Source organism: Pseudomonas sp. NBRC 111127 (genome assembly GCF_001320345.1).
Classification (GTDB): Bacteria; Pseudomonadota; Gammaproteobacteria; order Pseudomonadales; family Pseudomonadaceae; genus Aquipseudomonas; species Aquipseudomonas juntendi.
This window is the reverse complement of record NZ_BCBD01000067.1, coordinates 15,964-28,807: the sequence shown is the minus strand read 5'-3', so window position 1 is coordinate 28,807 and position 12,844 is coordinate 15,964. Positions and strand designations below refer to the sequence as shown.

General features: G+C 63.8%; 13 protein-coding genes and 1 pseudogene. 5 read left to right on the top strand and 9 right to left on the bottom strand.

Annotation, left to right across the window (positions count from 1 at the left end; translation table 11 throughout):
* The 4 genes from APH30_RS14205 to APH30_RS14190 form a co-directional block, all read right to left on the bottom strand.
* Positions 1-282, bottom strand: a 282-nt coding sequence (locus APH30_RS14205; RefSeq protein WP_054912897.1) for a co-chaperone GroES, incomplete at its 3' end; no start/stop codon positions are given.
* Positions 283-535: 253 nt separating this feature from the next.
* A complete protein-coding gene (locus APH30_RS14200; RefSeq protein WP_054912896.1) occupies positions 536-997 on the bottom strand; it encodes an FxsA family protein in 462 nt (153 codons plus the stop codon).
* Positions 998-1,064: 67 nt separating this feature from the next.
* Positions 1,065-1,796 carry a HugZ family protein gene (locus APH30_RS14195; RefSeq protein WP_054912895.1) on the bottom strand — a complete coding sequence of 244 codons (732 nt, stop codon included), beginning with the start codon at positions 1,794-1,796 and terminating at the stop codon, positions 1,065-1,067.
* A 90-nt stretch (positions 1,797-1,886) separates the two neighbouring features.
* On the bottom strand, positions 1,887-2,897 hold the full coding sequence (locus APH30_RS14190; protein WP_029887495.1) for a DUF481 domain-containing protein: 1,011 nt from the start codon (positions 2,895-2,897) through the stop codon (positions 1,887-1,889).
* A gap of 151 nt (positions 2,898-3,048) precedes the next feature.
* On the opposite strand from APH30_RS14190, the gene APH30_RS14185 reads away from it, so the two are divergent.
* The gene (locus APH30_RS14185; RefSeq protein WP_029887494.1) at positions 3,049-3,402 is read left to right on the top strand and encodes an MGMT family protein; all 354 of its coding nucleotides are present in this window, start codon (positions 3,049-3,051) and stop codon (positions 3,400-3,402) included.
* Between the two features lie 43 nt (positions 3,403-3,445).
* Complete coding sequence (locus APH30_RS14180) at positions 3,446-4,984, top strand: AmpG family muropeptide MFS transporter (protein WP_029887493.1); 1,539 nt, start codon at positions 3,446-3,448, stop codon at positions 4,982-4,984.
* Positions 4,985-5,234: 250 nt separating this feature from the next.
* Here the strand turns inward: APH30_RS14180 and APH30_RS29540 are convergent.
* The 4 genes and pseudogenes from APH30_RS29540 to APH30_RS14165 form a co-directional block, all read right to left on the bottom strand.
* Positions 5,235-5,348 (bottom strand): annotated as a pseudogene (locus tag APH30_RS29540) (IS110 family transposase); the annotation flags it as partial.
* A 34-nt stretch (positions 5,349-5,382) separates the two neighbouring features.
* Positions 5,383-6,627 carry an MFS transporter gene (locus tag APH30_RS14175; protein ID WP_054912894.1) on the bottom strand — a complete coding sequence of 415 codons (1,245 nt, stop codon included), beginning with the start codon at positions 6,625-6,627 and terminating at the stop codon, positions 5,383-5,385.
* Between the two features lie 126 nt (positions 6,628-6,753).
* Positions 6,754-7,596 carry a mechanosensitive ion channel family protein gene (locus APH30_RS14170; protein ID WP_009682793.1) on the bottom strand — a complete coding sequence of 281 codons (843 nt, stop codon included), beginning with the start codon at positions 7,594-7,596 and terminating at the stop codon, positions 6,754-6,756.
* 112 nt (positions 7,597-7,708) lie between these two features.
* Entirely contained in the window at positions 7,709-8,194 is a 486-nt protein-coding gene (locus tag APH30_RS14165; RefSeq protein ID WP_009682794.1) for a YajQ family cyclic di-GMP-binding protein, read from the bottom strand.
* 100 nt (positions 8,195-8,294) lie between these two features.
* On the opposite strand from APH30_RS14165, the gene APH30_RS14160 reads away from it, so the two are divergent.
* From APH30_RS14160 to APH30_RS14150, 3 genes are read left to right on the top strand one after another with little or no spacing between them, the layout of a single operon-like run.
* Positions 8,295-9,212, top strand: coding sequence for a putative 2-dehydropantoate 2-reductase (locus tag APH30_RS14160; RefSeq protein ID WP_054905815.1), 918 nt, complete (start codon positions 8,295-8,297; stop codon positions 9,210-9,212).
* A 38-nt stretch (positions 9,213-9,250) separates the two neighbouring features.
* Positions 9,251-11,281, top strand: a complete 2,031-nt coding sequence (locus APH30_RS14155) for an ATP-binding protein (RefSeq protein ID WP_009682796.1) — start codon at positions 9,251-9,253, stop codon at positions 11,279-11,281.
* Position 11,282: 1 nt separating this feature from the next.
* Positions 11,283-11,849 (top strand): cob(I)yrinic acid a,c-diamide adenosyltransferase, encoded by a 567-nt coding sequence (locus tag APH30_RS14150; RefSeq protein ID WP_054912893.1) that lies wholly within the window; start codon positions 11,283-11,285, stop codon positions 11,847-11,849.
* A 48-nt stretch (positions 11,850-11,897) separates the two neighbouring features.
* Here the strand turns inward: APH30_RS14150 and APH30_RS14145 are convergent, their stop codons facing one another.
* On the bottom strand, positions 11,898-12,842 hold the full coding sequence (locus APH30_RS14145; protein WP_054912892.1) for a Nudix family hydrolase: 945 nt from the start codon (positions 12,840-12,842) through the stop codon (positions 11,898-11,900).
* Between the last annotated feature and the right edge of the window lie 2 nt (positions 12,843-12,844).

Sequence of the window (12,844 nt, the reverse complement as noted above, 5' to 3'; positions counted from 1 at the left end):
AACGGCGAGGATTTCATTCTCGGCCATGACCAGCAGGTCTTCGCCATCGACTTTCACGGTGTTGCTGCCCGAGTAAGGGCCGAAAACCACTTTGTCACCGACCTTGACGGCCAGTGCACGGACTTCGCCGTTTTCCAGAACGCGACCGGTGCCAACAGCAACGACTTCGCCGCGGTTAGGTTTTTCAGCGGCCGAACCCGGCAGGACGATACCGCCAGCGGTTTTCGATTCTTCTTCGCTGCGACGGATGACTACGCGGTCATGCAGAGGACGAAGCTTCATTGTCGATCTCTCCCAAATTGTGGTTTTCATCGGCCGGTATCGAAACCGGCGGGTTGAGGCTGTCCGGCGTTGCCGGAAGGTAGCCCGCCAAGGGCAAGCCACCTGAGTAATGTCTGGCGTTAATGCCAGAAACCTTGCGGTGACCACATACATGAGGCCGCCATATCCAATTACAAGGCTTGCCCTACAAAATTTTTCAGCTCGCGGAAAAAACGCGGGGCCGCATATGCGGCCCCGTAGTGGAAAGCGGTGGTTACTTGTCGCGGCGCTCGTACTCGCCCTCGATCACGTTCGGCCGGTGGCCGCCATCGCGCGGCTGGGCCTGGAACGGGTCGTCCTGGAACGCGCGCTGGCGCATGGCCTGGGCCTCGGCGCGTTCGCGCAGCTTGCGCGCGGCCAGCTGGCGGGTGAACGGCAGCAGGCACAGCAGGCCCAGCACGTCGCTGATAAAGCCCGGCAGCAGCAGCAAACCACCGCCCACCGCCAGCATCATGCCCTGGAACATGTCCTCGGCAGGCAACTCACCGCGCTGCAGGCTTTCCCGGGCGCGCAGGGCGGTGGCCAGGCCAGCCACACGCATGACCAGCACCCCCAAGGCGGAACCGGCGATGATCAGCAACAGCGCCGGGAAGAAACCGATGGCCGCGCTGACCTTGACGAATACGAACAGCTCCAGCACTGGAAACAGCAGAAGCAACAGTAGAAAAGCACGCATCAAAGCATTCCTCGTCGGAAGAGAACCTTCCTTTAAGACCATCAAGTGGATGCAAGTGCACGCTTTTTCAACCCTCGCCCCCTGCAGGCGTGGGCCACTGATCGGCGCGCGCCAGCAAAACCAAGGCCTCGCGGACTTGTGTCGGCGTATTGCAAATATGCGGGAAGGGTAACCAGTACACCCCCTGGCCGATGCGCAGGTGCATGCCTTCGCTGTCCACCCCGGCCAGTTGCGCTGTGGCATGGTTCGGCAGGCCGGTCAGTTGCACATAGTGGGCTATGGCATTGGCGTGGTCGCTGTTCATGTGTTCGACCATACTGGCCTCGGCCGTGCCGGCGAACGGGTTGGCCAGGGTGACCTGGTCGAGCCAGTGGATCGCGCCGAAGCCGCCGATGTAGCGGTGGCGTACCGGCTGCAGCACCCAGAAGTCGAAGTCGTGAGCCTTATGGTAGCCGGCAGCGTCCGGGAAGTAGCGGTAGTAACGCTCGGCGGCAGCCTCGATGGCGTCTGCCTCGACCAGCTTGTGCGCTTCGGCCATTACCGTAAGGCGCCCCACCGCCTGCACATCCTCAGCTTCGCGCTCACCTACCAGCAGCGAGCACTTGGGATCTTTTTGCAGGTTGTGGGTGTGCTGGGCAATGCGGCTGATGAGGATCAGCGGGTTGCCGTGAGCGTCCAGGCAGTACGGCACCACCGAGCCGAACGGGTAGCCCGGCATCGACTTGGAATGCGTCGAGAGCACGCCGCGGTATTCCTTGAGCAGCAGTTCCCGGGCTGGGCGGATGGCGTTGGTACTCACTGGGTGCGGCTCCTGGTGGCAAACGGGATGGGTGACAAGATAAGCATTATCACACCGGGTGCCAATGGGGCCGCGGTGCGGCCCGGCGGTTTACCAGGTCACGCCAAAGCCCGCGGTATAGCGCGTCTTCTCCAGATCGCTTTCACTCGTGCCGCTGATGATGTCACGCTCCGCCTTGAGGTTGAGCGAAGCCCATTCGGTAACCTTGTAGCGCAGCCCCACCTCGGCATCCAGTGAATAGTCGGCCACCCCACCCAGCGGTTTGGCGAGCTCGCCGTTGGTGAACAGCTGCACGTTCTTGCCGATCAGGTAACGGGTGTAGTCCCACTTCACGGCAGCGGAATAGAAGTTGTCCTTGCTGCCGTCCTGGTACTCGAAGTCGGTGCGGTTGATCAGCGACCCCAGCGAGAATGCGCCGAGTTCGTTGTCCCAGAACTGGTAACCCGGGCCGGTACCGACGGTGCGCTGGCGGGCAAGGTCTTCGATGCGGTCACGCTTGTATTCCGCCCGCCCCTGCCAGAACCACTTCTCGGTAATGAAGCGGTCCAGCGCGTATTCGGCACTCCAGTTGTCGGTGGTGGTGACGTCGTCCTTGGTTTCGCGGTTGTACTCGCCTTCGGCGTTGTGCCGCCAGCGGCCGTGGCGGGCCGTGGTCTTGAAGCTGACATCGTAGTCGTCGGTATCGTTTTCGGCGCGCTTGTAGTCCAGCGCCACATCCACGTTGCCTTTCCACACGAAGTCTTCGACCAAGGGCTTGGGCTTCATGATCTGCTCGATGCTGGCCAGCTCCACGGTCTTGGGTGCCTCGCCGTTGGCCAAGGTCACCTTGCCCGGTTCAGCGGCCTTCAGCGACTTGGCCTTCTCGCCCGTGTAGGCATCCTGCTTGACCAGCAGTTCCTGGTCGCTTTCCAGGGTCTGCACCTGTTTCCAGTCCAGGGCAATGGAGCCGCCGTAGGGCGTTTCCAGCAGCAGCTTGCCGCCATCGAAAACTTTGATCTTGCCACTGAGCCGGTCACCGTTCTTCATCCACACGGTATCGGCCAACGCCGGGGAGGCGCACAGGGAAGCAGCGAGCAGGCACAACAGGGATCTAGAATGCATAGACGTAATACGGTTCGATTCGAAGAAAAAAGCCGGGCATTATCCAGCTACCGCCGACCAGAGCAAGCACAGACCGGCAGCCTGGCATTGAGTTCAATACGCATTTACCTGACCATTTGTCCGGTTTCATCCACAGCCCAAGGGGGGCGCCATGTCTGGGGGACCTGAGCACATGCCGGAATCGGCAGAAGGTCGACGAACGGCACTGTATTCGGTGCTTGGCCAAGTACCGGCGGGCAAAGTCGTGAGCTATGGCCAGCTCGCAGCGCTGGCCGGGCTTGGCCGCGCAGCCCGCTGGGTAGGGCGCACCCTCGGGCAACTGCCTGCGCAAACCCGCCTGCCATGGCACCGGGTGCTGGGCGCAGGGGGCCGCCTGAGCCTGGCGCTGGGCACACCGGCCGGGGATGAACAACGGGCGCGGCTGCGTGCAGAAGGCGTGAATGTGACCAACAATCGTGTGGATATGACGCGCCATGGCTGGCGCCCGACAGATCACAGCGGTTAGAGTGCGCGCTTTGTTTTCGAAAACTTGAGGCAGATGTTGGCCCATGCCCCGTAAAACCTGGCGCGCTGCGCTCGCTGCCTATGCCAGCCCGTCAACCCTGGTACTTTTGCTGCTCGGTTTCGCCGCCGGCCTGCCCTACATGTTGGTGTTCTCGACCCTGTCGGTGTGGCTGCGCGAGGCTGGGGTGGCCCGCGAAACCATTGGTTACGCCAGCCTGATCGGCCTGGCCTACGCCTTCAAGTGGGTGTGGTCACCGTTGCTCGACCAATGGCGCCTGCCGCTGCTCGGCGGCCTGGGGCGCCGGCGCTCGTGGCTGCTGCTGTCGCAGGCACTGGTGGTGATCGGCCTGGTCGGCATGAGCCTGTGCGACCCGCAACAACATCTGTCCTGGTTGATCGCCATGGCCGTGCTGGTGGCCTTTGCCTCGGCCACCCAGGACATCGCGGTGGATGCCTACCGCCTGGAAATCGCCGACGACCAGCGCCAGGCCGCCCTGGCCGCCAGCTACATGGCCGGCTACCGGGTCGCCGCCCTGCTCGCCACCGCCGGCGCGCTGTTCTTCGCCGAGTGGTTCGGGTCCACCGGCTTCAGTTACCTGCATAAAGCCTGGGCCGGCACCTACGTGATGTTCGGGGTCATGATGCTGCCCGCGCTGTTCACGACCCTGGTCATGCGCGAACCGCCAGTGCCGCTGCGCACCCAGCTGTCGGCTGCGCGCTACGGCCTGGTGCACCAGATGGCCTCGGTGTTCGTGCTGATCATCCTGCTGGTGTCGGTGCCCGCCAGTTTCACCCAGATGTTCAATACCGGCTGGTCCACGGTCATCTCCGGGGATGCCACGCCGCTCGACCTGTTGCTCGAAGACCGCGCCTTCCTGCGCCTGATCCTCTATGTGCTGCTGACCTGGGCGTGCCTGTCGAGCCTGGGCCGCCGCGGCCTGGCCCCGGTGCTGACCCCGGTCAACGACTTCATTGCCCGCTACCGCTGGCAGGCTTTGCTATTGCTAGGCCTGATCGCCACCTACCGCATGTCGGACACGGTCATGGGCGTGATGGCCAACGTGTTCTATATCGACATGGGCTTCACCAAAGACCAGATCGCCAGTGTCAGCAAGATCTTCGGCCTGATCATGACCCTGGTCGGTGCCGGTATCGGCGGGCTGCTGATCGTGCGCTTCGGCATCATGCCCATCCTGTTCATTGGTGGCGCGGCATCGGCGGGCACCAACATCCTGTTCCTGATGCTGGCGGACATGGGGCCTAACCTGGAAATGCTGGTGGTCACCATTTCGCTGGACAACTTCAGCTCCGGCATGGCCACGTCTGCGTTCGTGGCGTACCTGTCGAGCCTGACCAACCTGAAGTTCTCGGCCACCCAGTACGCGCTGCTCAGCTCGATCATGCTGTTGCTGCCGCGGTTGATCGGGGGGTACTCGGGGGTGATGGTGGAGAAGTTCGGTTACCACGACTTCTTCCTGATTACCGCCCTGCTGGGCGTGCCTACGCTGATCCTGATCGCCTTGCAGTGGCGCCAGGAGGCTGGCCGCGGTAAACCGCTTGCAGAGCCAGGCGCAGCGGCCTGACGGGCAACGCGGGTAAAAATCCACATTGCGATTGTGTGTGGCTGTCACAGCGCCAGTGCGCCCGCCAGCCCCGCCTGTAGGAGCAACTGTCTTTCCCAAAATTTGAAAAGCCTGCGCGATTCATTGTGGGAGCGGGCTTGCCCGCGAAGCAGGCGACGCGGTGTCTGGCACCGGCTGCGCCGGTGTTCGCGGGCACGCCCGCTCCCACAGGAACCGTGTGATCTTCGAGTCCTGCATTTTGGCTGTTGATCTACACCCTCTTCGGCTGAGGCAACACCAGATCCAGCCAAGGCTCGCCAGTCCTGAGCATGGCATTGAGTCGCACCAGGAAGACCCGCATGCAGGCCACGATAGCGACCTTGGCAAGTTACAGATCGACAAGGCACAGGTACTGCAGATCAGTCAGCCACGGCCCCTTGCCCCGGCCGGCCGCCCACCACAAACCACAACGGCCACAGCGCCAGCGCGCCCGCCAGCCCCGCCGCCAGTGCGAAATGCAGCAAGCTGGCACCGGCGCCGATCATGGCCAGCAACGCCCCACCCAGCCCCAACAGGGCGATGGTGATCATCCCCAGCATGGCCGAGACCAGGCCTTTGCTTTGCTCGCTGGAAAACAGCGTCATGCGGTACAGCACCGCATTGGCCACACCCAGGCCCAGTGCATACAACGACATGCCTGCCACCAAGCTGGTCACGCTCGGCCAATACCATGTCGCCAGCACCATCACGCTCAACCCTGCCAGGTACGGCCACAGGGCACCACGGACCAGGGCCGGCAGCGGGTAGCGGTCGGCAATACGGTTGATGATCAGGTTGCCCAGGATCAACCCGCCAAACACCGGCAGCTGCCACAGCGCATATTCCAGGGTCGTCAGGCCCTCATCGTGAATCAGCAATACCGGTGACAGGCCAATCCAGCCAATCAGCGGCAACCCGACCAGGCCCAGGGCGGCGCTGCCCGCGACAAAGCGACGGTTGCCGAGCAATTGGCCGTAGCCTGCCAACAATGGCAACAGGTGGATCGGCGTGAACGCCAGGCGCGAACCGTCGCGGCGCTCTACCCCCAGGGTTTCGGGCATGAGCCGGTACAGCAGCCCCCAGCACACCACGGCCCCCACGGCGAAAGCCACGAACAGCCAACGCCAGTCCAGCCACTGCAACAGCAAGGCCCCGACCAGCGGGCCAAGCAGCGGCGACAACAGCGCGATATTGGCCAGCAGCGCCATCATGCGTACAGCGTCCGCCTCGCTGAATGCCTCGTTCAGCGCCGGGTAGCTGACCGTGACCACAAAGCCCAGGCCTATCCCCTGCAACAGGCGCAACAGGTTGAACAGGCCAATATCATTGGCCCAGAAGGTCGCCAGGCAGGCCAGGCCGAAGAACGCGCAGCCGGCCAGCAGCAACGGGCGCCGACCATAGCGGTCTGCCAGCGGGCCGATCAGCCACTGCAGCACCACGCCACCGAGCAGGTACAGGTTGAGCGCATGGGGGATGTATTCAGGGCTGGCCTTCAGGTCGCCGACCACAACCGGCATAGCCGGCATCACCGCGTCACTGGCCAGGTAGGTCAGCAGTTCGAACAGGGCCAGGGTCAGGCCAAACAGCAAGGCCCGCAGGGGGGTGATGTACAGCAGTGGTTTCATGATGGCATATCAGGGGTGACAGGCAGGAGCAGGGTATATGCCAGAAATTGCAGGGGTTTGCTGTGAACAAGTGTAATCGGGGCGAAAAAAGCGGGGCCGCTGTGCAGCCCCGGCGCTGATGCGCTGTTACTGGGCAGCAGTTTCCTGCACCACCCGAATGACCCGCTGCGGGAACGGAATGTCGATCCCTTCGGCCTTCAGGCGGTCACGCGCTTGCTCGTTGAGCATGAACATCACATCCCAGTAATCGGCGGTCTTGGTCCACAAGCGCAGCGACACGGTGATCGAACTGTCACCCAGCGTCGCCACCACCGCTTGCGGAGCGGGGTCGGCCAGCACGCGAGGGTCCTGGGCCAGCTCCAGCAACACATTGCGGGCCTTCTGCAAATCGGCCTCGTAATCCACGCCCACATCGAACACCACCTTGCGCGTGGGCTGGCGGTTGGTGTTGGTGATGATGCCATTGGACAGGCTGCCGTTGGGCATGATCACCGTCTTGTTATCACCGGTGCGCAGCACGGTGTGGAAGATCTGGATGCTGTCGACAGTGCCGGCAACGCCTTGTGCCTCGATCCAGTCGCCGATGCGAAACGGGCGGAACATCAGGATCAGCACGCCGCCAGCGAAGTTGGCCAGGCTACCCTGCAGCGCCAGGCCGATGGCCAGGCCGGCGGCACCGATAGCCGCGACGAACGAGGTGGTCTCGATGCCGATCATCGATGCCACGCTGACCAGCAGCAGGACCTTCAGCACGATGTTGGCCAGGGTGCTGATGAAGCCCTGCAACGCCAGGTCGGCATTGCGCAGGCCGACCAGCTTGCCCAGGCGGGCGCTGACCTTGTTGATGATCCACCAGCCGACCGCCAGGGTCACCAGCGCCAGCAGCACACGGCTGCCGTATTGCATGATCAAGGGGATCCAGGTTTGCGACTGGCGAACCAGCTGATCGACTTCAGCGTTCAAATCCATATTCATCTCCTGATGCCGAACGGCAAGTACACGGTAGAACAGACCGTGCTATCACACGGCCCCGGCCCCCATGGACATCATTGAGCCATGGGGGTTCCTGGCCACACCCGCATCAGTCGCGGAAGTTGTTGAACTGCAGCGGCATCTCGAATTCCTTGGTCCGCAGCAAGGCAATGGCCTCCTGCAGGTCGTCGCGTTTCTTGCCGGTTACCCGTACCTGCTCACCCTGGATGGCGGCCTGCACCTTCAGCTTGCCGTCCTTGATGGTGGCGACGATCTTCTTGGCCAGGTCCTTGTCGATACCCTCGCGGAACTTGGCTTCCTGTTTCTTTTCCTTGCCGGACGCATACGGGTCCTTGGTTTCCAGGCATTTCACGTCGATCTTGCGCTTGACCAGCGCCAGGCGCAGGATTTCCAGCATGGCTTCGAGCTGGAACTCTTCCTCGGCGGTGAGCATCACGGTCTGCTCTTTGTCCTTGAACTCGAAGGAGCCCTTGCCTTTGAGGTCGTAACGGCGGTCCAGGTCCTTGATGGCGTTGTCCACCGCGTTCTGCACTTCGTGCTTGTCCAGTTCCGATACCACGTCGAACGAAGGCATGGTTGTTCTCCCAAAATAAAAGCGCGCTCAGGCTGAAGATGGAGCGCGCCGGGTTTGACGGTTAAAATGCGGGCTCATTATAACGGGTTGCGAAACGCATATGAGCAGCACCTGGCATATTCTCGGCGCCGGCAGCCTCGGCAGCCTGTGGGCTTGCCGCCTGGCACGCGCGGGCAAGGCAGTGCGCCTGGTGCTGCGCGATCGGCAAAGGCTGCAGGCCTATGAGCAGGCTGGCGGCCTGACGTTGATCGAGCAAGAACAGCCCCGGCACTACGCCATACCCGCCGAAACCGCCCAGGCTGACGGGCCGATCCATCGCCTGCTGGTGGCCTGCAAGGCCTACGACGCGGCCCCGGCGATTGCCGGCCTGGTACCACGCCTGGCCGAGGGCGCAGACGTGCTACTGCTACAGAACGGCCTGGGCAGCCAGGACGCGGTGGCAGACCTGCTGCCACAGGCGCGCTGCGTTTTCGCCTCCAGCACCGAAGGCGCCTTCCGCGAGGGCGACTGGCAAGTGCGTTTTGCCGGGCATGGCTTCAACTGGCTGGGCGACCCGCGCAACCCGGCGCTGCCGGCCTGGTTCGATGACCTGCACGAAGCAGGCATCCCTGCCGAATGGACGGTGGATATCCTCACCCGCCTGTGGCGCAAGCTGGCCCTCAACTGCGCGATCAACCCGCTGACCGTGCTGCACGCTTGCCAGAACGGCGGCTTGCTGGGCCACCTGGCGGAAGTACATGGCCTGTGCACCGAACTGGCCGCACTGCTGCGCCGCTGTGGCCAGCCGCAAGCGGCCGAGGGCCTGGACGAAGAAGTGCAACGGGTGATCGTGGCCACCGCAGCCAACTACTCTTCCATGTACCAGGACGTGCACGCAGGCCGACGCACCGAGGTGCATTACCTGCTCGGCCATGCCTGCCGGGTTGCCGCGCGGCACGGCCTGCAGCTGCCGCAACTGGAACACCTGCTGCAACGCCTGGTCGAACACCTGCGCTTACGTGGCTTGCCCTGCGACTGACGCAGCCCTATTACCTGGATACGGACACTGCCTAGCCCATGACCTTGCGCCATCGCCTGGAAAACCTCCCGGTCGGGCAGAAGCTGCTGGCGGCCCTGCTGGTATTGCTCGTGACCATCCTGCTGGTGGCCAACCTCACCTTCATCAGCGCGGCTTACTGGATCACCCAGGAGAGCATGGCACCCCAGGCCCTGCAGACCATCGGCCGGCTGGTGGCCAACCCGCAACTGGCCGAGCGCGCGGGCGACACCCCAGACACCGCCAGTGCCCTGCTCAAGGAGCTGGACAGCTACACCCCGCTGCGCGCGGCAGCCGTGTACGGGGGGGACGGTCGCATGCTGGCGCAACTCCAGCATGGCGACCCGTTGACCTTGCCCAAGCGCTTTCGCAACATCGACGGCTGGCGCCTGATGGAGTTTCGCAGCACCCAACTGATCCGCATCCCGCGCGAGGCCAACCCGCCGGCCCACCTGTTGCTGGTGGCCAGCAGCGAGCTGCCCACCGCGTTCTACACCGGCACGCTCAGTGCCAGCCTGGCTATCCTGGTGTTCAGCATCCTGCTGTGGATCTTCATCGCCCGCCAGATCAAACGCCTGATCACCCAACCGATCAACCAGCTTGAAGAACTCAGCCGCCAGGTCACCCGCGAAGAGAGCTACGCCCTTCGCGCCCGGCGCGGCAACGACGATGAGATCGGCAGCCTGGCCGACGCCTTCAACACCATGCTTTCGCGCATCGAGGCCCGTGAGCAGCAACTCAAACGCGCCCGTGACGAGTTCCAGGATGCCTATGACCAGGCCCAGGGCCTGGCCGAGGAAACCCGCCATACCAACCGCAAGCTGGAACTGGAAGTGCAGGTGCGCAGCAAAATCGAGAAAAAACTCACCGGTTTCCAGAACTACCTCAACAGCATCATCGACTCGATGCCTTCGGCATTGATCGCCCTGGACGAACAGCTCTATGTCACCCAGTGGAATCACGAAGCCACGGTCCTCTCCGGCACGCCGTTGCATGAGGCGCTGAACCAGCCGGTATTCATCGCCTTCGAGCCGCTGAAGCCGTTCCTGCCGCAACTCAAGGAAACCGTGGAAAAGCACCGGGTGGCCAAGATCGAGCGGGTCACCTGGCCCAAGGGCGACGAGCTGCGCCATTACGCCCTCACCTTCTACCCGCTCACCGGCGGCGGCGGGCGCGGCGTGGTGATCCGCATCGACGACATCACCCAGCGCCTGTCGCTGGAAGAAATGATGGTCCAGTCGGAAAAAATGCTCTCGGTCGGCGGCCTGGCGGCGGGCATGGCTCACGAAATCAACAACCCGCTGGGCGCCATCCTGCACAACGTACAGAACATCCGCCGACGCCTGTCGGCAGACCTGCCCCGCAACCAGGAACAGGCCAGCGAGCTTGGCCTCGACCTGGCCATGATCAACCGCTACCTGGCCAGCCGCGAAGTGCCGCAACTGCTCGATGGCATTCAGCAGGCCGGGGCCCGCGCGGCGAAGATCGTCACCCACATGCTCAGCTTCAGCCGCCGCAGCAACCGACGGCTGGAGCCTTGCGAGCTGCCGGCGCTGATCGACCAGGCGGTGGAAATTGCCGGCAACGACTTCGACCTGGCGATCGGTTTCGACTTCAAGGGGCAGGCCATCGTGCGGCAGTTCGACCCTGAACTGGGGCCCGTGCCGTGCACTGCCAACGAACTGGAACAGGTACTGTTGAACCTGTTGAAGAACGCCGCCCAGGCCATCCACCTGCGCCCGCAACCGAGCGAGCCGGGGCGGATCACCCTGCGTACCCGGCTGAACCCGCCGTGGGCGGAGATCCAGGTCGAGGACAATGGCGTCGGCATGCCAGAGGCCGTGCGCAAGCGTACCTTCGAGCCGTTCTTCACCACCAAGGAAATCGGCCAGGGCACCGGGCTGGGCCTGTCGGTTTCGTACTTCATCATCACCAACAACCACAAGGGGCAGATGGAGGTGCACTCCACGCCTGGCCAGGGGACGTGCTTCACCCTGCGCCTGCCCCTCGGCCAGCCGGCAGCAGCGGCGCCGACCTTACCGGAGCAATGACATGGGCAACCGCCTATCGAAGATCTACACCCGTACCGGCGACCAGGGCGAAACCGGCCTGGGCGACGGCCGGCGGGTGCCGAAAAGCCACCCGCGCATAGAAGCCATTGGCGAGGTAGACAGCCTCAACAGCCAGCTCGGCGTGCTTTTGGCAGGCCTGGCCGAGCAAGGCCTGGAAGAGCTCACTAAGGTGCTCGCGCCGTGTCAGCACCGCTTGTTCGACCTGGGTGGCGAGCTGGCCATGCCCAGCTACCAGGCCTTGAACCAGGCAGAAGTGGAGCGCCTGGAGGCGGTCATCGATGTGTGGAACGAAGAGCTGGGGCCGCTGAAGAACTTCATCCTGCCCAGTGGTTCGATGCTGGTGGCGCAGGCCCATGTGTGCCGCAGCCTGGCGCGCAGCGCCGAGCGGCGCTGCCAGCAGCTGCATGCGCTGGAACCACTGGAAGGGGTAGGTCTGGCGTACATCAACCGCCTGTCCGACCTGCTGTTCGTGGCGGCGCGGATCATCGGGCGGCGACAGGGGGTGGCCGAGGTGTTGTGGCAGCCTGCTGAAAAGCCGCAGGGCTGACAGGGTCGGGGCGGCCTGCGCGGTGTCGCGAAGGGCCGCCCCAATGGCTCAGGCCTCGGGCCAGAATGCCCGGATGCCGGCCACACCCTGGGCCCCGGCTTCCCAGGCTCGCTCGCGCTCACCCGGCCCTACCCCACCCAGCAAGTACACCGGCTTGCTGAACCCGGCCAGCAAACGTCGAGCTTCGTCCCAGCCCAACGGCGCCGCCTCGGGGTGGGTCTGGGTTGCCTGGACTGGCGACAGGGTGACGAAGTCGACGCCCATCTGCTCGGCCAGTGCCAGCTCTTCGGCGCAGTGGCAGGAAGCCGCCAACCAACGCTCGCGGGGAAACGGCCGACCTTTGGCGGCGTACTTGCGTAACTGCGCCGCGGTCAGGTGCCAGCCGGCCGAAGGGAAATCGCCCAGCCATTCCAGCGGCCCCTTGAGCATCAACTGCGCCTTGCCCGCACACAGCCCAACCGCATCCACCGCCACGTCGCGGTACTTGGGGTCGTACATGTCCGGGGCGCGCAACTGAATCAGGCGAATGCCACTGGCAACCGCCTTCTGTATGCCCTTGAGCAGTTGCGGCACTTCCAGGCCATCGGGGGTAATCAGGTACTGGTCCGGCAGGCGCGCGGCAGCCACGATCGGCTGGTTGGCCTCGGGAAATTCGTACTGCGGCAAATCGCGCGGGGCAACCCACGCCAGCGGCTGACCCTCGGCGCCATGCGCTTCGCCGGTAAAGGCCTGCACTTCACGCACGTCCAGCAACACCTGCTTGTCCGGGTAGTCGTGGCTGACCTTGATCAGCGCACGCGAACGGCTCACCTCGATACCCAGCTCTTCGCGCAGCTCGCGGGCCAGTGCCGCTTCCACGCTTTCACCGGCTTCGACCTTGCCGCCGGGAAACTCCCACAGGCCACCCTGGTGCTGGGTGGCGGCCCGCCGCGCGATCAGAATGCGGCCATCGGCGCCACGAATGACTGCTGCTACAACATGAATCCGTTTCACAC

Excerpts from the sequence above, each read along its gene's own strand:
- APH30_RS14200 (WP_054912896.1), bottom strand. The coding sequence starts at position 997 with ATGCGTGCTTTTCTACTGTTGCTTCTGCTGTTTCCAGTGCTGGAGCTG.
- APH30_RS14190 (WP_029887495.1), bottom strand. The coding sequence starts at position 2,897 with ATGCATTCTAGATCCCTGTTGTGCCTGCTCGCTGCTTCCCTGTGCGCC.
- APH30_RS14185 (WP_029887494.1), top strand. The coding sequence starts at position 3,049 with ATGTCTGGGGGACCTGAGCACATGCCGGAATCGGCAGAAGGTCGACGA.
- APH30_RS14180 (WP_029887493.1), top strand. The coding sequence starts at position 3,446 with ATGCCCCGTAAAACCTGGCGCGCTGCGCTCGCTGCCTATGCCAGCCCG.
- APH30_RS14175 (WP_054912894.1), bottom strand. The coding sequence starts at position 6,627 with ATGAAACCACTGCTGTACATCACCCCCCTGCGGGCCTTGCTGTTTGGC.
- APH30_RS14170 (WP_009682793.1), bottom strand. The coding sequence starts at position 7,596 with ATGGATTTGAACGCTGAAGTCGATCAGCTGGTTCGCCAGTCGCAAACC.
- APH30_RS14165 (WP_009682794.1), bottom strand. The coding sequence starts at position 8,194 with ATGCCTTCGTTCGACGTGGTATCGGAACTGGACAAGCACGAAGTGCAG.
- APH30_RS14160 (WP_054905815.1), top strand. The coding sequence starts at position 8,295 with ATGAGCAGCACCTGGCATATTCTCGGCGCCGGCAGCCTCGGCAGCCTG.
- APH30_RS14155 (WP_009682796.1), top strand. The coding sequence starts at position 9,251 with ATGACCTTGCGCCATCGCCTGGAAAACCTCCCGGTCGGGCAGAAGCTG.
- APH30_RS14150 (WP_054912893.1), top strand. The coding sequence starts at position 11,283 with ATGGGCAACCGCCTATCGAAGATCTACACCCGTACCGGCGACCAGGGC.